The following is a 21,589-nucleotide window of genomic DNA, read 5'->3' as shown; positions in this document are numbered from 1 at the left end:
CAATAGCGCAGAGCAAACAGTTAATCCTATTGAAGGAGCCGACGAGCTGCCTTACTTTGAGACTATTTAGGATATTTATTGGCGTATTTAAAGATTTACTTCCATAGTCCTGTTGTTTGATTTTTTCTGCATATTTTGACGCTTCAGGGAAGGGATACGATGAACAACATTAGGTTAACCATGCTGCCGCTATTATTTATCTTGTGCTTTGTAGGTAAAGTAACAGCCGAGACAAACACTCCACTAGCCTCCTGGAATGAGGGCAAGGCTAAACAATCAGTTATGGCCTTTGTAGAAAATGTAGTAAGCGCTGATTCAGCTGATTTTGTCCCGCCCTCAGAACGCATAGCGGTGTTTGATAACGATGGAACCTTGTGGGCCGAACAACCGATGTATTTCCAGTTGTTTTTTGCCATCGATCGTATCAAAGCTTTAGCATCTGAGCACCCAGAGTGGAAAACCAAAGAACCCTTCGCCTCTGTGTTAAAAGGCGATATGGAAAGTGTTTTGGCCGGTGGCGAGCATGCTATTTTGGAGTTAGTTATGGCCAGCCATGCCGGGATGAGCACCACTGAGTTTGAAGTTATCGTTAACGAATGGCTAGCTAAGGCCATTCATCCAGATTCAGGCAGACCCTACACCGAAATGGTCTACCAGCCGATGTTAGAACTGCTGCATTATCTTCGAGAAAACAACTTTAAAACCTTTATTGTTTCCGGCGGCGGTATCGAATTTATGCGCCCTTGGACCGAGCAAGTTTATGGCATTCCACCTAACCAAGTAATCGGTAGCAGCATTAAAGTGGAATTGGAAATGCTGGATGGCTCCCCTACTCTAATTCGCCAGCCTGAGCTGGATTTTTACGATGATAAAGAAGGAAAAGTGGTGGCTATTCATCAGCAAATAGGCCGCCGACCTATCGCAGCCTTTGGCAATTCTGATGGCGACTTACAAATGCTGCAATGGACAACGGCCGGCGATGGTGCAAGGTTTGCATTATACGTCCACCATACCGATGACAAGCGTGAATGGGCCTATGATAGAGAGTCTAGTATTGGGCGTTTTGATAAGGGACTTGATGAAGCCAAAGAAAAAGGCTGGACAGTGGTAGACATGAAGCAGGATTGGAAAACAATTTTCCCCGCTAAAAAAAAGTAGTTTGAATTTAGGCTTGGAAAGCAGTTTTAGTAACGATAAGGTGAAGATTGAACCCTACTACTGCGTAGCTAAGCAAGTAGCCAATATGCAGTAGTAAGGTGGTCTTCGAATTACTTCTCTAGTTTAGTGAAGTAGTCGAAGATTACAGGTACGTCACTTTGACCAAGGCCAGCATCAACAGCGGCTTGCAAGTTAGTAGAAGTACCTTGAGCAATAAGAGACTCGCTACCTAAGTCTTTAACCATCTCATTAAAGTAACCAAGATCTTTATTTGCGTTAGCAATTGAGAAACCTAGGTTAGGGTTGCTGTCTACAGCGTAGTTTTTACAAAAAGCCATAAACGGCGAGTTAGAAGGACCAGCCGACATAATGTCGAACAACTGTTGGCCATCAACACCCGCAAGTTTTGCTACAGCAAATGCTTGAGACATAGCAGTAACGGTAGTCATGCCCATGAAGTTATTGATTAGCTTAGTAGTATGACCCGCACCAAGTTTACCTAGGTGGAATACATTCTCACCTTGCTCTTCTAGAACAGGTTTTACTTTATCAAAAGTCGCTTGGTCACCAGCAGCCATGATGTTTAACAAACCATCTTTAGCGTGAGCAGGAGTACGGCCTAAAGGCGCATCGATCATGCCAGCGCCTTTCTCAGCAAGAGCTGCGCCAATTTTGATAGTAGAAGCAGGGATAGACGTACCAAAGTCAACTAATACTGCACCTTCTTTAATACCAGCTAATACGCCATCTTCGCCGTAAACAATTTTTTCAACAACAGCTGAAGTTGTAAGACAAAACTGAACGATGTCACTTGCAGCAGCTAGTTCTTTAGCCGACGTAAATGCAGTAGCATTACCACGATCAATAACGCGAGCAACGGCGTCAGCGCTAAGATCCATCACGTTTACTTGATAACCACGTTTTTGTAGGTTCTCAACCATGTTGCCGCCCATAAGGCCAAGACCGATGAAACCGATGACAGGTTTTGTCATTTCAAACTCCTAAAATAATCAATTGTATTACAATAAGACCATGATATACCCGCCTATCAATTTAGGCAATCATTAACAAGCTTTTCTGTTAAAAGTGATAACTAGGCTATAAAAAACTAAATTTTTACTCAAGAAAAGTACCGATAGTGGCTAGCAAGCTATAGTTATAGCTAGTTTATCTGCTAGGTACTGCGTCTTTATTTGCCACTCATTAAGCCTAAATCTTCATTAATATGACTTATCATCTGCAGCCGAAAGCTTCTTAATGTGAAGCAGAGCTACAACAAGGCACTTACCAGTGCTAGTAATCAAATCACTGTTTATATCCCACACTTTCATTTGTCGAATTAACCATTGTCACTTGTAGACTTCAGCTGTACTCAAGAACATCTTTTTAGATAAAGCGCTAAAAAGAATGATGGTGAACACATAACACCGATCACTGTTGGCTAAAAAACCCGCCTCTACTTCATCTTAAATTGCAGCGATAAAGGCCGTTTAATGTCAGTGTTTACAGTATGTAGACAACAAATTCATTTTTTCCCCAGCCTTGTAATAACAAGTTGATTCAAATCATGGTTGCCAAGCTAAATAATAATTATTATCATCCTTATATCACCAAATGATAATGATTCCCATTTTCATATGAGAGAAATCTATGACGCTAAAGAAACTGCTTACTCTTGCTACATGCTTCGCGAGTGCCTTAATAACCAGCCCAGCTACATTGGCTAACGACTCAACATTAACCTTTGCTAATTACCGTGATATTCGCGATTTGAACCCTCATCTTTATGGGGGGGAAATTTTTGCTCAAAACCTATTATTTGAAGGTCTGATTCATTTAGGTGAAAACGGCAAGCTTGAGCCATGGCTTGCTACTAATTGGTCGGTTTCTGAAGACGGTAAGCTATATACATTCACACTACGTGAAGGTGTAACTTTCTCTGATGGTTCACCATTTAATGCCGACGTCGTAAAGCAAAACTTTGATGCCCTACTAGACAATGGTAATCGCCATACTTGGCTTGAGTCGATTCGCTTGATGTTAGAAGTAGAGGAAACTGGCAAGCAGAGCGTTCGAGTTGTAGATAACTACACTGTTGAGGTGGAGTTTGCTAATTCATACTACCCATTCTTGGTAGAGTTAGGTGTAACCAGGCCGTTTCGCTTTTTATCACCTAAATGTTTTAAAGAGGGAACCACCAAAGACGGCACTCTTTGTTATGTAGGAACTGGAAGTTATCAATTAAGCAGCAACACTGTTGACCAACAAGCTACCTTTGAACAATACGCCAGTTACTGGGGTAAAAAGCCACAAATAGAAAAGATTGTTGCTAAGGTTATCCCTGATAACCAAGCGAGACTGTTAGCTCTGCGCAGTGGTGATGTAGATATGGTGTACGGTTTACAACTGATAACCGCACGCGCATTTAAACAGTTTGAAACTGACCCTCGCTTTAATACAATTTTGTCTGAGCCAGTATCTACTCGAATGCTGATCTTGAATTCAAAAAGCGACAACCTAAATGACACCAGAGTACGTCAAGCCTTAAGCCACCTCACCAATAAAGCGGTTATTGCCGAGCGCATTTTGTTGGGCCTTGAAAAACCCGCTGATACTTTGCTAGCCCGCAACGTACCATATGCTGATATAGAACTAACACCCTATCAATACAATGTTGAAACAGCCGAGCAATTGCTTAATGCTGCCGGTTGGACATTAGATGGAAAGGTGCGCAAGAAAGACGGAAAGCCCTTTGAGATCACCTTGTCTTACGACAGTGACAAGGTAGTTGAGCGCACCATTGCCCAGTACTTACAAAGTGAATGGTCGAAGCTGGGGCTAACCTTAAATCTTGTAGGTGAAGAAGAACAAGCCCACCGCGACCGCTTAAAGCACGGCGAATTTGACCTTTCATTCAATATTTCTTGGGGTACTCCTTATGATCCTCAATCATTTTTGGGTGGCATGCGTAAACCCGTTTATGGCGATTACGCTGCGCAGCAAGGCATTCCTGAAAAAGCTCAGTTAGACCAGCATATATTGGATGCCCTAGAAGCCACCAACGAACAAGAACGCCAAGCTCACTACAGCTATGTATTAGAAACGCTGCACAATCAAGCCATCTATATACCGCTAACCTATGAGCAAAACCGTGCAATTTTCAATAAAAAACTCGAAGGCGTAGGTTTTAATCCTTCTCAATTCGAAATTCCGCTGCAGCGTATGTCTATTAAATAACACGCTACTGTTGCTGTAATAAACTGGCGCTCAGAGGTGAGCGTCAGTTTTTCTATTTTTGGTAAAAATTAATAATGGCAAAATACATCTTTAAGCGAATGCTTGGCGCCTGCATCACCTTACTACTGGTGTCTTTCATCGCCTTTACCATGGTTAACTTAATTCCGGCAGATCCAGCCGAAGTCGCCTTAAGGGTAAACGACACAACACCCAGCGAAGAAGCCATTGAAGAGATCCGTATAAAGCTGGGCTTAGACCAACCTTTTTTGGTGCGTTATACCCACTGGCTAAGTGCTTCGCTACAAGGCGATTTTGGCACCTCGTTTACTAACGCTAATCGCTCTGTATTTGACGAACTAGCGAGGAGCTTTCCTTACACTTTAACCTTGGCTGGCATCTCATTAGTTCTGCTCATTGCAGTGAGTATTCCTCTAGGCGTATTGAGCGCGGTGTACAAAGACCATTGGCTAGACAAAATCGTTCGAACCTTTATTTTTGCTAGTACCGCCATGCCCAATTTCTGGTTAGCCTTTATTCTGATTTGGTTTTTCTCTATCAAATTGTATTGGCTACCAAGCAGCGGCGCAACCAGTTGGAGCCACTACGTATTGCCCTCAATTACACTTTGTATGGCATACATTGCCACGTATATACGTTTAATTCGCAACTCAATGCTCGACACCATGCAAGATAATTACGTAAGTTATGCTCGGGCTAGAGGCTTATCTGAATACCAAGTTATCTGGAAGCACTTACTCAAAAACTCATTACAAACCTCAATGACAGCATTGGGTATTGGTGTGGTTCGCTTAATTGCCGGCACAGTGGTTATTGAAAGTATTTTTGCCATTCCTGGGCTTGGCCGGCTAGCGCTATCGGCAATTTTTAATCGCGATTACCCGGTGATTCAAGCTTATATTTTGGTGATGGGTTGCTTGTTTGTTCTGTCGAACTTGATTATTGATATCCTGCAAACGGTGATCGATCCACGCCTTAAATCAGAAGGCGAATACCAATGACCCAGCGCCTACTCAATAATAAAACCGCACTAATTTGTTTAATCCTATTGTCCATTATTTGTTTAATGGGGGCTTTTGCACCGTTTTTAGCGCCTCACGACCCAAACTTAGCCGACGTGATTAACACCTTATTACCCATGTCTGGAGAGTATCCTTTAGGCACTGATTATCTGGGAAGGTGTATTTACTCTCGACTACTGTTTGGTGTCCGCACTACCCTCTACTATTCGCTCATCACGATGGTGATTACCGCAGCGGTAGGCGCGTTAATTGGCATTATTTCGGGTTATTTACGAGGCAAGGTGGATGCCTTAATTATGCGTGCCTGCGAAGTCATGCTGTCGTTTCCTTATGAAATCATTGTTCTAAGTATTGTTGGCATTCTAGGGCCGGGGATCGGCAACATTATTTTGGCCAATTTCATCGCAAAAATAGCCTGGTACGTGCGTATTGTGCGTGGCTCGGTGATTTCGTTTAATCACAAAAACTACATGTTGTACTCGAAAACAGTGAAGTCTCCGCAGCGCTTTATCTTTGCTAAACACCTGGCGCCAAATATCACCGCTGAAGTGATCATTTTAGCCACACTTGATTTAGGTTGGATTATCTTAAGTATCTCTACCCTGTCGTTTCTTGGCCTTGGGGTACAGCCGCCAACGGCGGAATGGGGAGCCATGCTAAACGATGCCAAAGAAGTCCTGTTTTCCAACCCAGAACAAATGATAGTACCGGGATTAGCCATTATGGTTGTAGTGGCTTGCTGCAATTTGTTAGGCGATGCCTTACGCGATGTGCTTGACCCAAGAACGGAGCATAAACAATGCTAGAGGTTAGAGAGCTAAACGTATCGGTAGCAACAGGAAACACCCAATCTCATTTAGTTAGTGACGTGAGCTTTACTCTTAAAGAAGACCAATGCTTAGGCATATTAGGAGAATCTGGCAGTGGTAAAAGCGTCAGCTGCTCCGCAATTAACGGCTTACTTGGCGAGCAATTTAGCGTGAGTGGGCAAGCCATATTTGACGGTGAAAACTTGTTAACAATGCCGAGTAAACAGCGCCAAGACATGCGTGGACAGCAAATAGCCATGATAATGCAAAGCCCAATGACAGCGTTTAACCCGCTGTTTACCATAGGCAACCAAGCAGTTGAAACCATCAAGCAACATCAGCCTCATTCAACACGTGATGCTAAAAAGCTTTTTTGCGAGATACTCAGCAAAGTAAACCTTAAAAATCCGCAATATCTGTTAAGCAAATACCCTCATGAATTAAGCGGAGGCATGCTGCAGCGCATCATGGTGGCTTTAGCCTTAGTACTAAAACCAAAGCTAATTATTGCAGATGAACCCACCACTGCCATTGACTATATTAGCCAGCGCGAAGTCATCAATGAGCTACAAATGGTGAGAGAACACTTTGGTACGAGCATTATTTTTGTTAGTCACGATCTCAGTTTGGTATCGCACATCGCCGATTCAGTGTTAGTCATGCATCAAGGAAAAATGGTTGATTACGGTAGCACTCAGCAAGTGTTTAACGCGCCTTCCAGCCAGCATACCCGTTACCTGATTGATACCCGACTGAAGTTAATCAATCGCTTTAAACACGTTATGGGAGGCGTATAAATGCTGCTTGAACTTAAAGACATTACTAAGTCTTTTGCTAAAGACGACAGCTGGTTTTTTAAACGCTACCAAGATGTTTTAAAAGGTGTCTCTCTTAGTTTAAATGAAGGTGAATGCATAGGCATTGTAGGGGAATCTGGCAGCGGTAAAAGTACCTTAGGCAAAGTTATTTTGGGCTTAGAAACACAAGATAGTGGTTCGGTCACATTCAGCCAAGAATGCTCTCAGTTGCCTCGGCACAAAGCCGTTAGCGTAGTGTTTCAAGACTATAATACCTCGGTCAACCCACGACTTAACATTGCCCAAATTATTGCCGAACCACTGATCAATGAAGGCCTTGAGAAATCACAATTAAAAGCGCAAATCAGTAAACTGCTGATTGAAGTAGGCCTTGAAGACAGTATGCGAGCAAGGTATCCGCACCAATTAAGTGGTGGGCAGTTACAGCGAGTTTGCATTGCTCGCGCCATCGCAGCCAATCCTAGATTTATTTTGCTCGACGAAGCTGTCAGCTCGCTGGATGTCTCTATTCAAGTGCAAATCTTGGATTTACTGCTTGAACTGAAGCAATCACGCAACATCGCTTACTTGTTCATCACGCATGATATCGCGGTGGCGAGTTACCTGTGTGATCGCTTGATGTTTTTTAAAGACGGTAAGATTGTAGAGCAAGTGAACAATATTACAGCCCTGCCACTGGTGACTAACGAGTATACAAAAAACTTATTAAATGCCGCCAGTTACCTAGAAATCCCCTTTGATATTAATGATGTAGATAAATGACCTTAAGCCATAACGATTATTACAAAATCGCCATACCTTTTATTATTGCCACCTTAAGTCAACCCCTTTTAGGGGCTGTTGACACAGCAGTAATTGGCCAACTAGGAGTAACCGAGTTAATTGGCGGCGTAGCCATTGGTACAGTAATTATGAATACCCTATATTGGCTATTTGGCTTTTTTAGGGTGAGTACTACCGGCCAAAGTGCCATTGCTATGGGGAAAAATAGCAATCAAGACCGCGCAAGTAGTTTAATTAGGCCCCTTATGCTTTCAGGGTGTGTAGGGCTCTTGTTTGTTGTCATTCAAAGTTTCATTTGGCAAGGTGCACTGGCGGTAATAGAACCCCAACATGATGTTGCTGTTCACGCTAAAAGTTACTTCGACATACTCATTTGGGGCGCACCGCTCGTGCTTCTCAATTACACCATTATTGGTTGGTTGATGGGTCAAGCCAAAGTAAAAGAAACCCTGTTTACTCAAGTATTTGGCAACGTACTTAACATCATCCTTGATGCGGTGTTTGTATTAGGTTTTGATCTTGGGGTAGTAGGTGTTGCCTACGCCAGTTTAATCGCCCAAGCCGCAACTTTTGCGATAGGTTTTATATTGGTGATCAAGAGCAGTCATTTCTCACTTCTCCAATACATTGGCTATATGCGAATGAGTAAGCAAGATCTCGCCACCATTATCTCCTCCAATACCGATTTAATGCTAAGAACAATATGTATTTTGGTGTTCTTCAACGTAATGGCAAGAAGCGGCTCTAAGCTAGGCGCAGAGGTACTCGCCACCAACGCAATTATGATGCAGGTAACATTTTTAGTCAGTTATATGTTCGATGGTATTGCCAATGCGTCTAGTGTATTTGCCGGTAAAGCTGTTGGCCAAAAGAACCCTGCCCTGCTTAAACGCACCTTAAGCTTAAACTGGCAATGGACCAGCATTTTTGTTGCACTGTTAACCGCGCTAATCGCCTTAACCCAGCATGACTTAGTGTTAATCTTCACGCAAATTCCCGAGTTAGTCACGCTGTATCAGGACATGTCGGCTTGGCTGTTAGTATTTCCACTAGTTGCCGGCTACGGACTAACTATTTACGGTATTTTTACCGGCACTGGTACCACAAAACCGGTGAGAAATTCGAGCGTATTTACTTTAATTGTCTTTTTGCTGGTGGTGCACTTTGCATTAGAACCATGGGGGAATAGCGGCTTATGGTTCGCTTTTATCATGTTCTATGTAGGTCGCTTTGTGTTTCTGTACCCTTACCTTTCTGATGTGAAGAAAAAATGCCTTTGACTAAGTTAAACGCGTAAATCGAAAAACAATAAGGGTAAGCTGAGCTTGCCCTTATTGTTTACGTTAGCGTTGATGAAGATTAAGCAAATTTGAGTTTATAAACCTATCTGTTTGGCTTCTCATCGTTGATCTTACTAACGGCATGCTCCAATCTTCCTTTTAACAACATAAAGGGTTAGATATTGGCTTGCCAATCTCCGGCAAAGGACGCTCTTCGCTATCTCCGTAACCAATTTTAAACCGTACTCGGTTAACACAAATCTTTTCAATTTCTGGTTTAAACAAATCAAATAGCTCGAAACGAGGCTTTAGCTCAGGGTGGCTGGCTTGATAATCGCAGATTTCTTCAGCTAACCAGCGATAAAACTGCTGCTCAGACACCGCAATTCGTTGTAGTTTGGGAGAAACAAAACGTAACACCGTAACAAAGTGCCCTGTCACTAAATCATGAATTAAATAGTGGGCTGGTAAGCGCGTTAAGGTATCTGCCACCTCTTTATCTAAACTTTCTAGCTCAGGGAATGCTTGATCAATCAAGCGTAAATCACCATGAAAGTCCTTAATGGTACAGCCAGCAGGCTGATGATTATCCAATACTAGGGTAATGTTTTGCCCATGCGCCACTAAAGCAACACCATATCGACACATTAAGTGATACAGCGGCACCACTACATGTTTAAACAGTTTTCTTAACCAAGCTTCAGCGCTAATTTCAGACAGACTAATTAAAGCCACAATGGCAGCTTCGCCGTTGCTATCTTCTTGCATAAGGGTTGCCATCGACATGACTCGCTGATGTTTGGGGATTAGTGATTCAGCACGTTCTCGCCAAATGCACCCTAGCATTTCGTTATAACGATAAGCACCAGCAGCTATTTTTTGCTGCTGGGGATGGGCACAAAACACGCCAGCTACCTCTTGTTGAACATGTAGCCCTCGTTCCCTAAATAAGGGATCTTGCACAGCTAAGTTCGCCAACCAACTGGATAACCGCGGCCCTTGCGCAATAAACTGTCCCGGGATCCCACGAAAACAAGATGTATTGAGAATGGTTAATGCTGTTTTCAGATCATAAGGCTGCGTTTGGTCAGCAGAGCTTAAGGTTCTAATTGATTGCTGTGCCAACCAATCACCTGTGATGCAGCCTAAATAAATCGCTTCTCCCTGCGCTAAATATTGGGCGTACTGAATTTGAATAAAACGCTCATATTGCCAGGGGTGAACGGCAAAAATGTAAAAACCATCCTGCCAATTACTAGGCAATGGTTTCACTAAGGCTGCTAATGCTGCCTCGCCTAAGGTGTCGCGGAGTAAAGTGGATTGTTCTAAGCCTTGCTTAAACCCTACCTTACACAGTTCTTTTTTAATCGCTAGATAGCTAAGTTGAATGCCTTTGGCTGATTCTGGCGCATATTTAGCTAGCTCATCGCTTCCCCACCCCAAGCGTCCTTTATTGGCGATGGCTTTAGGATGGGCATCTAAATACGCTTGGCGAGACGCTTCGTCTAACAATACCAAATCTGGTGCGTTGACGTTTTGTTGCTGTTTCCAGCGAACCGTATCGCTATACAAGGTCTGTTGAATCTCCTCCAGCAGGCCTGCCAAATTAATATCGTTAATATCTATTAATACTTGAATGTCGAGCAGTAATTCAGCCGCTAAAGGTACACATTGGTCATTCACTTCAATGCTTCTTGGGTCTATAAGCAACATGCCCCAAATAGTTTTCTTCGCTTTGAAAGCCCAGCGTTGTTGGGCACCCACAAGCAAATAAGAGCGCAACAGGTGAGGTCCGCCGTCATTCTCATGTTCATGGTCAGTCTCAAACTGAAGCCGTTCTTCGAAATGCAACTCACTTAGAATTTTTGCTACTAAATTTACGTTTGCGGCATGCCAATGCGCTTCGTTAAACATCACTTCTCCTAATCCTTTGTAAAAGCAGGTTTATTTTTTATTGCTATTTTTGTTATGAAGATATTGACATAGGCCACAAAAATACACAATGATAATGCAAACTATTATCATTTGTATTCGAGTGAATTCTTGTTGTATCGCAGCTTGTTAGTGCTTTTAGGATTAAACCAAACCTTAGTGTTGGCTTTTTTGCCAGAGTTATCCCTGCAGCTAGGTTTTAATCACTCAAACAAAGACCTTGGTATCGTGGCGGTAGTCCTAAATCTAAACCTGATCAGTTACTGGTTTGGCGTTAAATTTTGGGGAGATAAACTCAATAAACGCGGTTTATGGCGTAGCACGGTACTCGCCGTTAGCGGTTTTTTAGTGGCTAACCTGGTTTTTTGCTTAAGTATTTTTGTCAGCGATCAGCCGTCAGTTCTTCTGGTTTCTGCGAGTAGACTATTACTGGGCTTATTTAGTAGCGCCTTTATCATTCTTGCCCATAGTCACTTGGCCATTGTGAACAAAAGTAACCTAGGGCAACTCGCCAAAACCAATGGTTCTATTACTATTGGCAGGTTATTAGGCCCTAGCTTAGCCTTACTCCCTTTGGTGGGGCAATGGGTACTGATTAGCCCAGTATTAATGGCGCTGTTGGTTCTGGTTTATTGCTTAGTCAACAAAGCTAGTTGGCCAACAGACTCCGAGCTTGCCACGCCTATACACAGTCCTTATTCCAGCGCTGAAACGCTCGCCTTCAAACATATTTTACTACTGGCAGTGCTAACCACTTCACTGGTTAGTATGGTGCAGTATCACATACTACCGCTACTAATTAGCTTTGGTTACCAAGGTGCTCAGGCGACCAAAATTTACGCCTCATTACTGCTTTATTTAAGTGCAATCATCATCGTGTACCAGTTTGTGTTGCTCCCTTTGTTTGCTCGCAGCCAAGCACGCTTACCCGCAGCATTAATCGGGTCGCTAATCGTCGGAGCCCTGCTACTCAGCGTGCCTCTCTCAAACTGGTCATTTGTATTGTTGGCTTTAGCGGTAATGGCATTTGCTATTTCAGGCTTACCCAGTTGGTACAGCCAACAGGCCTACGCAAACAATCCTTCGATTTCGTTTAGAGCAAAACGAAGTGCCTTTTTAGCAAGAGCGCATACCGCCGGTTACTTAATAGGTACAGCGGTAGCTAGCGCTAGCTTAATGCTGGGTATTCCCCTACTCACTCCTATTTGGGTCTTTAGTTTGGCGATGGTCGCGCTGGTGTTGGTCGTCAACCAGCATGCGCGATTACAGCCAGCCCCAAATTAATAATAATCACTACGGTTCAAGGAAGATAATGAACAAACTTAGCACTTTAAACACAACACTAACGCCCATAGCTTTGGTGTTATTTGCTGGCTTTAGCTACGCCAACACTACTTTAGATACGGTAGTGGTTACAGCAAACCGGGTAGATACCACTATTTCAGATATTGCCGCCACTATGTGGGTAATAGATCCAGAACAAATCGAACGTGAAATTAACACCGGTGCAGATTTAAAAACGGCACTAGGCCGTTTAATCCCTAGTTTTGATTTTGGTAATGAAGGTCGGACTAACTTTGGCCAAAACCTTCGTGGTCGTTCGGCCTTAGTAATGATTGATGGCGTATCGTTAAACTCTACTCGCGCTATTAGCCGCCAGCTAGACAGTATTAATCCTTTCAACATTGCCCATGTTGAAGTGTTATCTGGCGCTACCTCTATTTATGGTGCTGGCGCGGCGGGCGGCATCATTAACATCATCACCAAAAAGGCCACTGCAAACGAGACCAAGGTAGAACTAAAAGTAGGTGCTTCTTCTGGCTTTAACAGCAGTGACGATCTTAATAAGAATGTCGCGTTAGCGGTATCTGGTGGCAGTGACAAACTACGTGGCCGCTTATCGGCCGCCTATGAAGGTCGCGGCGCAGCTTATGATGCCGATGGGCAAATGATTTTGCCTGATATCACCCAAACCGATTTACAGTTTAATCAAAGTATCGACATTATGGGTAATGTTGAATTTGAACCTACCAATGAGCAACTTTTATCGCTAACGGGGCAATATTACAACAGCGAGCAAGATACCGAATACGGTACTTATCTAGGACCTAACTTAGCGGGTATTTTTGGTGCTCCTGAACTCATTAGCATTCAAAAGGGCCTGCAATTAGAAGAACAACCAGCCACCGAGCGCGTATTGGTCAACGCTCAATATCGTCATGACAACTTGCTAAACCAAACCATGTTAGCACAGGCCTATTACCGTAGTGAGTCGATGCAGTTTTACCCTTTCCCATCAATTTATCGTGTAACAGGGTCTCCGCTTCCCGGCAATAGCTACCCGCTATACGGCGCATCGTTACAAGAAACCGATGTATTTGGCGGCAAAATTCTGTTCATTAAGAACATAGATAGCTTAGAAATAAATTACGGTATAGATGCCGAATCAGAATCGTTTTCTGCCAAGCAAAAAGTCTACGACACCAATACCGCCCTATCCTCTGGCGGCATGAACTTTAAACAAGTGCAAACCCTGCAACGCTACCCAGATATTGATACCCAAAAGCTGTCAGCTTTTGGTCAAGCCAACTGGGAGATAAACCAAGATTGGGCGATATCTGGTGGCTTGCGCTACCAATACATTGAACACGAAGTCGGCGACAACGTTGGTGTATTGCAGCAGCACCTTGCTGGCATTGGTGCTTATGGTGGTGCTTCGCCAGATGCCATTGAAGGCGGCAAAACAGACTACAGCGAATTGCTGTTCAACCTAGGTGCTATTTACCGAATTACCGAGCAACAACAATTGTGGGCCAACTTTAGCCAAGGTTTTAACCTACCCGACCCCGCCAAATATTACGGTAACGGCACTTACAATGGCACTTATGGAGATGGCCCAACCTTAGTAGACAGCATTAACGTTGCCGACAATCGCTTGGAAGGAGTAAAAACTAACTCGCTAGAGTTTGGTTGGCGAATTGCACAAGCCGATTACGACGTTCAATTAGCCGCCTATTACTCGCTATCAGATAAAACCACCTCCTACGACCGAAGCAATTTAGCAGTAGTGGTGAATGACGATGAACGCCGAATTTATGGCTTAGAAGGACAAGCCAATTATTCGTTTACCGAAGACTGGTACGGTGGCGTTCAAGCCCATCTAATTAAAAGCCAAACTAAATCCGATGGTTCTTGGTCTGCGTTAGCGGCAGAAGAAACTAGCCCCTCAAATGCGGTGCTACGGGGTGGCTACGACAATTTGAACTACGGCGCCGAACTGCAATGGCAAACATTGGCTGACTACAGTGACGACAATGGCGGCGAGCTTAAGGGCTATTCACTGGCTAACCTCAGCGCCTACTACGCACTGCCAATTGGCCGAGTTAACTTTGGTATTCAAAACCTGTTTAACAAAGATTATGAAACCCTTTGGTCGCAACGTGCGCAGATCCTTTATAGCAGCATTTCAGCCCCTGAATTGTTTAGCTTTAAAGGCCAAGGCCGAACCTACGCACTTAGCTACAACGCTGAATTCTAGAGGATAGTCTTTGTTTACTTTTAATCATATTTCCCTCCAATTGGGGGGAAATACCATCCTCAATGATATGAGCGGAAAGATTGCCAAAGGCGCGGTTACCGCGCTGATTGGCCCTAACGGTTCGGGCAAAAGCAGCTTGTTGTCGGTATTGGCTGGCTTGGTAAAGCCCAGCGCTGGAGACATAAGTTTTGCGCAACAGCCGCTCTCAAGCATTAGTCGTGCACAGCTGGCCAAACAGCTTGCTTTGCTACCGCAACGAAACCCAGTGCCCGCCACTTTGAATGTGGCTGACTTGGTTTGTTTTGGGCGCCACCCTCATCGACCTTGGTATAAAAACATCTCAAATGACGATAAGCAGATTATCGACTGGGCGATGCAGGAAACAGGCGTAAAACAGTATGCGTCGCAGTTGCTTACTGATCTATCAGGAGGAGAGTTACAACGCACTTGGCTGGCGATGGTTCTTGCCCAAGATACCGAGGTGTTAATGCTCGATGAACCCACTTCGTGGCTAGACATTTCTCATCAGCTAGGTTTGCTAAAGATCGTTCAGCGCTTAAATCAACAATACAACAAAACCATAGTGTGGGTATTGCATGACTTAAACCAGGCCGCCCAATTTAGTGACCAAGCTATGTTGATTAATCACGGGCACATTGTGAGCAGTGGTGACGCCCGTTCAGTGATCAATGCCAAAGACGTTAGCGAGGTGTATCAGACCCCGGTAACTTCCCACCAAATTGGCTCACAACAGGTTTTGTGGCCGGAGCAACAGCAATGAGACGTTTTCCAAAAGCTTTAGCGGCTATGCTCATGCTGATTCTTTCTCCACCAAGCTTTGCCCAAGTTACTGAGGTGTGTTTAAGCAATTGCGTAAGTTTAATGCAGCCTGCTCAACGGGTTATCGCACTGAACTGGTCTGCCGCAGAAATGTTGCTAACGCTCGACGTCGTGCCGGTTGGTTTAACCCTCACCAAGGGCTACCAAAAGTGGCAAACTAACCACCCAAGGTTGCCCGAATCGGTCACTGAAATTGGTCGTCGCCAAGAACCTGATCTCGCAACTATTGCGCGCTTAAAGCCAGATTTAATTATTGGTTACGAGTTTCGCCACCGCCGAATATTAGACGCCTTAGAGCAAATTGCCCCCACTTTGTTGTATCAGCAATTCCCTAGCGCTGACCAACAAACCTTTAGTTACTTTAAGCAATCCCAGCGGGTATTCAGTGGCATTGCTAAAGCAGTAAATAGAACGGATCAAGCAAGTGCTGTATTAGCGCGCTTAAATAAGCGATTAGCCGAGTTAAAACAACGCATTGCCGCCCAGGGTTTAAGCAATAAAGCCGTGGCCTATGCCAAGTTTGTGGGCATGGGATATGGCTTGCGCGTGTTTACCGATAAGAGCTTAGCTGGCGCGATTAGCCACGAGCTAGGGCTGCGCTACGCATGGCAACAAGGCTTACCTGGTAAAGATTTTATTCACTTACAACTAGAGCAACTGCCAAGGCTTAGCAACAGCCATTTATTGTTGGCCGGCAATCAAGTCGACGGTGAACGAATGATGTTATCTCCGGTATGGCCTCTATTGCCATTTGTTGCGCAGAAGCAATTCTCTGACGTTGAGCCTTTGTTTAGTTTTGGCGGCCCGCTTTCTTCACTCAAAATGGCCGAAGCATTCGCCCAGTCATTACTCAACTGGCAGGAGAGTAACCGTGGTTAAATCCATCTCTTCTAGCCTAATGGTCTTACTGTTGCTAATGGCTGCTTATTACTTAAGTAGGCCAGAGATAGCCAACCAAGAATTGGCGCAAGCCATGCTAAACAATATTTGGCTACCTACCGCCATTATGTCTTTATTTACCGGCGCCCTGCTCGCCAGCTCAGGCTTTCTAATTCAAACCAGCTTAGATAATGATTTTGCCTCTCCCTCTACCTTGGGCATAGCCGCTGGCGCGCTGCTCGGCGCGGTGCTAACCCGCGTATTATTGCCCGAGGCAAGTCTTAATTTAGTATGGTTAGGTGCGTTAATCGGCGGATTTGTGCTCTCGTTAGCAGTGCTAGCAGTTAGCCAACTGATTGGCGGCGGTAAGCTACCAGTAGTTTTAATTGGCATGGCCTTAGGCTTAAGTGCCGGAGCGCTATCGTCGTTGTTTATGCTCTACTTTGAAAACCAAACCGACGGATTATTTCTTTGGGGAAGTGGCCAGGTATTACAAACCAATACTCTGGTGTTAGAACAAACGGCCCTACCGATGTTGGTGTGTTTATTACTGAGTGTAGTGGTACTGCCTAAGCTAGCGTTATTCTTATTGGGTGATACTCATGCAGCCGCTTTAGGCCTTGCCATAAAACCTTGGCGTTGGACAATATTGCTGCTAGCCATTAGCCAAGCAGCTTTGGCCACGTCTATTGTTGGCATGATAGGTTTTGTGGGTTTAATGGCTCCGCATCTCACACGTTTGGTATTAAGGCTTAGCAAAGGGGCCAACAATATCGCCCTGCAGTGGTTTATCACCATTGTTATTGGTGCAGCGCTGGTATTAGCCGCCGAGTGGTGTTCACGAAGTTTGTTGTTCTTGGGCTATCGCTTACCCACTGGTGCATTTACAGCGCTGTTAGGTGCACCTTACTTTGTGTTTTTATTGTTTCAACGCTCTGGCAAGGCCTTAGCCGCGGTAGAAACTCAACACTTAGGTTTAAAGCCCTTTATTCACGCCAGCCCCGCCCTTGTTATTGGCGCCCTCAGTGGCTTGTTAGTTGTTAGTTTGTACTTTTGCTTAGCCAAGCCACAAGACATAGGCGCGGTATGGATTAACCAACGGGTATTGTTGGCAGGTTTTGGTGGTTTTGGTCTAGCGTGTGCTGGCACTTTGCTGCAAACCCTGTTTAAAAATCCCATGGCGAGCCCCGATATATCTGGGGTAAGTGCTGTGGCTGTATTGCTGATTGCTTGCGTATTGGTATATTTCCCCGCCGCCAATCAATTGCAGCTTACTCTAGCAGCGTTAGTAGGCGGTAGTGCGGTAATGGCCTTACTGTCATGGGGGCTAAAACAACAACTCAGCGTATCTCAATTAGCCTTGTTTGGCATTGTGATTACCGCCTTTGCTGGAACTGCGACCCAAATATTACTCACTTTTGGCAGCTCCACCGCGTCGGTCACTATGATGTGGTTAGCGGGTACCACCTATGGGGCAACTTTTGAACGCATCATCCCCATCGCCAGCATTACTACCCTTAGTTTATTGGCCATTGTGCCCCTTTTGCGACAGTTAGACTTAATGCCATTGGGCGAAATATTGCCAAAAACCTTAGGCGTAGCGCTGCAAAAGCAACGGCTACTGTTATTGGCTATTTCTGCCCTTCTCACTGCCATTTGTGTTTCAAGCATTGGCTCCATTAGCTTTGTAGGTTTACTTGCCCCGCACTGCGCGCGCCTTTTAGGTTTATACCGCCATAAACACCTTATCCCTGCTTCGGGCATTACTGGAGCAATATTGCTGATATGGGCCGACAGCTTAGGCCGAGGACTCATGGCGCCCAACGAAATCCCTGCCGGCCTTATGGTGTCGGTAATCGGGTCTATCTACTTTATTTTGCTACTTCTGATTAGCTACAGGAAACGGACATGAATGCCATTAGCCAATTTTTAAATGAACGAGTGTCTTACCACGTTCATGAGCTGCAACAACCAGCGCCCAAGCCACAACAAATGACAGAGATACTGCAAGCGGCTATGAGCACACCCGATCATGGAAAATTAAAGCCTTGGCATTTTTTAGTGGTTAATCAACAAAATATTGAGGCGCTTATCTCACTGTTGCAAACCGCCTGGCAAACTGCCAACGCGAGCTTAGAGCCACAACGAGCCAAACGCTTAGCCAGTTATTTAAAACAAGCCCCCAGCATAGTGTTGGTTTCAGCCGAACTTGCCGAAGACAGTCACATTTCTAAACAAGACCAAATATTTTCGGCTGCAGCAGCCTGCCAAATGATTTTGCTGTCGGCAGATGCGCTGGGGTTCGGCAGCGTATGGTATAGCACCGACGCCGTTGAACTCCCTAATGTTAGGCACTTGTTAGGTTTACAGGACAGGCACCACCCGGTGGGATTTTTAGTCATCGGTAGTCCAATCACCAAACGAACTAAATCACGTAGTAACGTGGCCGAGCTCAGTGTTGAGTGGCAAGGCGCGGCTAGTGTAAGCCCTTGGGGAACAAATCAATCAGTTAAACAGGAACAGCAGTAATGAAGACTCACGCACTTTGCCATCAGTCATTTTTCAACAGTTTGCTGGCCGAAACCGCTAACAAGCATTTAGAAGGCAATTCAGTATTTTTGCCCTTATCAGTAAGCTCTAGCCTAGAGATTAAGTTGAGTTATGTATCGCCCAGTTGGCGGCACCGCTACAGCGGTGAACTGGTGTTACATCAAGCTCAACAACAAACAAGAATCTTATTTGAAGTGGCATTAAAATTAATCGTCGAGGGTTTGTACCCTCAGCTAAGCAAAGAAGAAAAAGCGCTATTTCGTCAGCGTGTCGAAGATTCTAATCATTATATTACTCGAGCCGAACAAGCTTTAAGCCAGCGTTCTAAGCTTACTTTAGACCAGTTTATTTTGTCTGAGCAAAGTTTGACTGGCGGCCATAGCATGCACCCTGCAGGAAAAAGTTGTGAGCCCCTAAGTGAACAACAACAAGCCAAATATTTGCCGGAGTTTGCCCGCAATTTTGCCATTGAATGGTTTGCGGTTCACTCCTCTCACTTGGTCGGCGAAAGCCTTGTTGGAGACTTAGCAGACAAACTAAAACAGCTTTACAGCAATTGTGAAAAACAGACCAATCAAGCTAATGGCGCTACATTCACTGCAGAGCAGCTAGAAGATAAACAATGGGTGCCCTTCCCTATGCACCCTTTACAAGCCAAAGCCTGGCGTGCAAGTGAACAGACGCTAAGCCTTGCCGAAGTGGTAAAAGACCTAGGAATAGAATCTGCAGGCTGGACAGCCACATCGTCTAGTCGGGCTATTTACCATCCCCAGCAAGCTTGGATGCTAAAGGTCTCGCTACCAGTCAAACTCACCAACTCCTTACGCTTACTCACCAGTAAAGAAGCCAAACGAGGTATTCAGTTCAGTCGCTTACTTAATAGCCCCGCGGGTGAAGAGCTGCGTCAGCGCTTGCCTGATAGCTACTTTATAGAAGAACCCTTATGGGCAAGTGTTACTGGCATAAACGGCGAAGTATTAGACCTACCACTGATTAGCTTTAGAGAAAACCCATTCCATCAATCACATGCTGCTAACAGTAAATTAAATACTGAAAACATGTTTTGCTTGGCAAGTGTAAACCAAGTTAACAGCGCGCAAAAAGATGCCAAATTGGTTAACTGGATTAAGAACTACGCACAACAACACCAATTATGTTACCAACACGCTTCACTTAAATGGGTATCGGCGTTTTGGGACAAGGTGATTAAACCGCTATGTATAGCGCGCGCCGATTACGGTTTTGTACTGTTAGCCCACCAACAAAATATTCTTGTTAAAATTGAAAACAACCTACCCGGCGGCGCAGCGTATAGAGATTGCCAAGGTATTGGTTTAACCAGCCAAGCGATGAGTTTGTTTAAACAGCAGCTTGGCGACGAAACGCCCGAGTACTTTATGGAGGCTGAGCAGGTAAACCCCTACCATGCTTACTATTTAATCGGCAACAGCCTACTAAATACCCTTGCCGCTATTGGTGCCGCGGGTTTGATCAGCGAAACTAAATTATGGGATTTGTGCCGAGATAAAATTAGTGAGTTGCAAGCAAGCCACCCTCAAGATGGTTCTTTTTATACGTATTTACTTAGCTCTCCAAACTTACATTGGAAACGTAATTTCTATTGCTTCTTGGCGAATCACAATGAAGCCACGCTAGAAGATCCTAGCAAAATCTACTGTTCTATCGACAACCCTTTTAAACAAACTAAGGCACCGTTGCTCACCTTTAAAAAGCTCGCAGGTGGCAGAACGCTATGTTTCGAAGATGAACAATCCTCAGACTACGCAATAAAGTTTGCGGTAAGAGAAAATGGCGAAACGCTGGTGAGAGGCACCATAGAAAACCATCAACACTGTTGCCAGCTGCGCTTTGATGGCGATGATGCCACATTAAACGCACTATACAAAACAGACGACTTGTTATGGTGGAGTATTGCGGAGCATGGCCTATTCAAGCTTAAGCTCGACGCCCTAAAGTGTGACTACTACCCAGCCTCTGCCAAACACGCGGTTAATCAATCCGAATTGAATGCCTTAACGTTGCAGCAATTTTTGCAGCTAGCGCCGCTATGGCGAGAACAACAAACTGCCGCAAAAAGTGACGAGCTAATATGCGCCGACAATGGTAATAAGCACCCGGTTCGTCCAGCAAGGCCTCGTGGCCAGGTATATAGCCGCTATTTTTACCACTTAAAACGCCAGCTCACCTTTCGGGTCATTGATAAAGAGCGAGATTTAGCCTGCTTTAATCGTTGGCATAACCACCCCAAAATATTTCCGGTTTGGGAGCTAGAAGGCGATAAACAAAGCCATAACGAGTATTTAAGCAAAATGGAAAAAGACCCACACCAATATGCCGTCATTGGCGAATTTGATGGGGTACCGTTTGGCTATTTTGAAGTGTATTGGACAGCAGAAGATCGCTTAGGTCCTCATTATAGCTATCAAGATTACGACCGTGGCGTGCATATTTTAGTGGGCAACTTCAACTTTAGGGGCGGCGTGTATTTTGACACTTGGGGCTGCGCAATATTGCAGTACTGCTTTTTAGATGAAGCTAAAACCAACAACGTAATGGGCGAACCAAGGGCCGACAATCACCGGGTGGTAAGCATTACCGAACGACTGGGTTTAGAAAAACAATTTGAGTTCGATTTTCCACACAAACGGGCGGCATTACTGCAATGTAGCCGCCAGCGATTCTTTAATCAATTTGCCATTTAGGG

The 21,589-nt window shown here is 44.6% G+C and carries 16 protein-coding genes; 14 read left to right on the top strand and 2 right to left on the bottom strand.

The features are described 5' to 3' along the window. Positions 1-159 precede the first annotated feature (159 nt). The gene (locus ACLD71_RS14895; RefSeq protein WP_411991191.1) at positions 160-1,158 is read left to right on the top strand and encodes an HAD family hydrolase; all 999 of its coding nucleotides are present in this window, start codon (positions 160-162) and stop codon (positions 1,156-1,158) included. 110 nt (positions 1,159-1,268) lie between these two features. On the opposite strand, the gene ACLD71_RS14890 is transcribed toward ACLD71_RS14895, so the two are convergent. Beyond that, a complete protein-coding gene (locus ACLD71_RS14890) occupies positions 1,269-2,150 on the bottom strand; it encodes an NAD(P)-dependent oxidoreductase (RefSeq protein ID WP_137673043.1) in 882 nt (293 codons plus the stop codon). A 658-nt stretch (positions 2,151-2,808) separates the two neighbouring features. On the opposite strand from ACLD71_RS14890, the gene nikA reads away from it, so the two are divergent. The 6 genes from nikA (at position 2,809) to ACLD71_RS14860 (ending at position 9,125) form a co-directional block, all read left to right on the top strand. Further along, complete coding sequence (gene nikA, locus ACLD71_RS14885; protein WP_411991190.1) at positions 2,809-4,395, top strand: nickel ABC transporter substrate-binding protein; 1,587 nt, start codon at positions 2,809-2,811, stop codon at positions 4,393-4,395. Positions 4,396-4,469: 74 nt separating this feature from the next. Next, positions 4,470-5,414, top strand: a complete 945-nt coding sequence (opp1B, locus tag ACLD71_RS14880) for a nickel/cobalt ABC transporter permease (protein ID WP_303508383.1) — start codon at positions 4,470-4,472, stop codon at positions 5,412-5,414. Continuing rightward, the gene (gene opp1C / locus ACLD71_RS14875) at positions 5,411-6,241 is read left to right on the top strand and encodes a nickel/cobalt ABC transporter permease (RefSeq protein ID WP_137673046.1); all 831 of its coding nucleotides are present in this window, start codon (positions 5,411-5,413) and stop codon (positions 6,239-6,241) included. The genes opp1B and opp1C overlap by 4 nt, the downstream gene beginning before the upstream one ends. After that, positions 6,235-7,041: an ABC transporter ATP-binding protein gene (locus ACLD71_RS14870; protein ID WP_411991189.1), complete on the top strand. Its 807-nt coding sequence runs from the start codon at positions 6,235-6,237 to the stop codon at positions 7,039-7,041. Before opp1C ends, ACLD71_RS14870 begins: the two co-directional genes overlap by 7 nt. Beyond that, positions 7,042-7,824, top strand: coding sequence for an ABC transporter ATP-binding protein (locus ACLD71_RS14865; RefSeq protein ID WP_411991188.1), 783 nt, complete (start codon positions 7,042-7,044; stop codon positions 7,822-7,824). It abuts the gene before it with no gap. Next, a complete protein-coding gene (locus ACLD71_RS14860) occupies positions 7,821-9,125 on the top strand; it encodes an MATE family efflux transporter (protein ID WP_411991187.1) in 1,305 nt (434 codons plus the stop codon). The genes ACLD71_RS14865 and ACLD71_RS14860 overlap by 4 nt, the downstream gene beginning before the upstream one ends. 159 nt (positions 9,126-9,284) lie before the next feature. On the opposite strand, the gene ACLD71_RS14855 is transcribed toward ACLD71_RS14860, so the two are convergent. Further along, positions 9,285-11,039, bottom strand: a complete 1,755-nt coding sequence (locus tag ACLD71_RS14855; RefSeq protein ID WP_411991186.1) for an IucA/IucC family protein — start codon at positions 11,037-11,039, stop codon at positions 9,285-9,287. Positions 11,040-11,189: 150 nt separating this feature from the next. Between ACLD71_RS14855 and ACLD71_RS14850 the strand changes: the two genes are divergently transcribed. The 7 genes from ACLD71_RS14850 to ACLD71_RS14820 are packed head-to-tail and all read left to right on the top strand — an operon-like array spanning position 11,190 to position 21,587. Beyond that, a complete protein-coding gene (locus tag ACLD71_RS14850; RefSeq protein ID WP_411991185.1) occupies positions 11,190-12,341 on the top strand; it encodes an MFS transporter in 1,152 nt (383 codons plus the stop codon). Positions 12,342-12,369: 28 nt separating this feature from the next. Then, positions 12,370-14,595 carry a TonB-dependent receptor gene (locus tag ACLD71_RS14845; RefSeq protein WP_411991184.1) on the top strand — a complete coding sequence of 742 codons (2,226 nt, stop codon included), beginning with the start codon at positions 12,370-12,372 and terminating at the stop codon, positions 14,593-14,595. 10 nt (positions 14,596-14,605) lie between these two features. Beyond that, positions 14,606-15,376: an ABC transporter ATP-binding protein gene (locus ACLD71_RS14840; RefSeq protein WP_411991183.1), complete on the top strand. Its 771-nt coding sequence runs from the start codon at positions 14,606-14,608 to the stop codon at positions 15,374-15,376. Beyond that, positions 15,373-16,314 carry an ABC transporter substrate-binding protein gene (locus tag ACLD71_RS14835; RefSeq protein WP_411991182.1) on the top strand — a complete coding sequence of 314 codons (942 nt, stop codon included), beginning with the start codon at positions 15,373-15,375 and terminating at the stop codon, positions 16,312-16,314. Before ACLD71_RS14840 ends, ACLD71_RS14835 begins: the two co-directional genes overlap by 4 nt. After that, positions 16,307-18,226, top strand: coding sequence for an iron ABC transporter permease (locus ACLD71_RS14830; protein ID WP_411991181.1), 1,920 nt, complete (start codon positions 16,307-16,309; stop codon positions 18,224-18,226). Before ACLD71_RS14835 ends, ACLD71_RS14830 begins: the two co-directional genes overlap by 8 nt. Continuing rightward, entirely contained in the window at positions 18,223-18,843 is a 621-nt protein-coding gene (locus ACLD71_RS14825; protein WP_411991180.1) for a nitroreductase, read from the top strand. Before ACLD71_RS14830 ends, ACLD71_RS14825 begins: the two co-directional genes overlap by 4 nt. Then, on the top strand, positions 18,843-21,587 hold the full coding sequence (locus ACLD71_RS14820) for a GNAT family N-acetyltransferase (protein ID WP_411991179.1): 2,745 nt from the start codon (positions 18,843-18,845) through the stop codon (positions 21,585-21,587). The genes ACLD71_RS14825 and ACLD71_RS14820 overlap by 1 nt, the downstream gene beginning before the upstream one ends. The last annotated feature ends 2 nt before the right edge of the window (positions 21,588-21,589 follow it).

The sequence above is a fragment of the Agarivorans sp. DSG3-1 genome (assembly GCF_046774965.1).
In the GTDB taxonomy this organism is placed as follows: Bacteria; Pseudomonadota; Gammaproteobacteria; order Enterobacterales; family Celerinatantimonadaceae; genus Agarivorans.
Note: the sequence above shows the minus strand (reverse complement) of the source record. Positions and strands in the feature narration are given on the sequence as shown.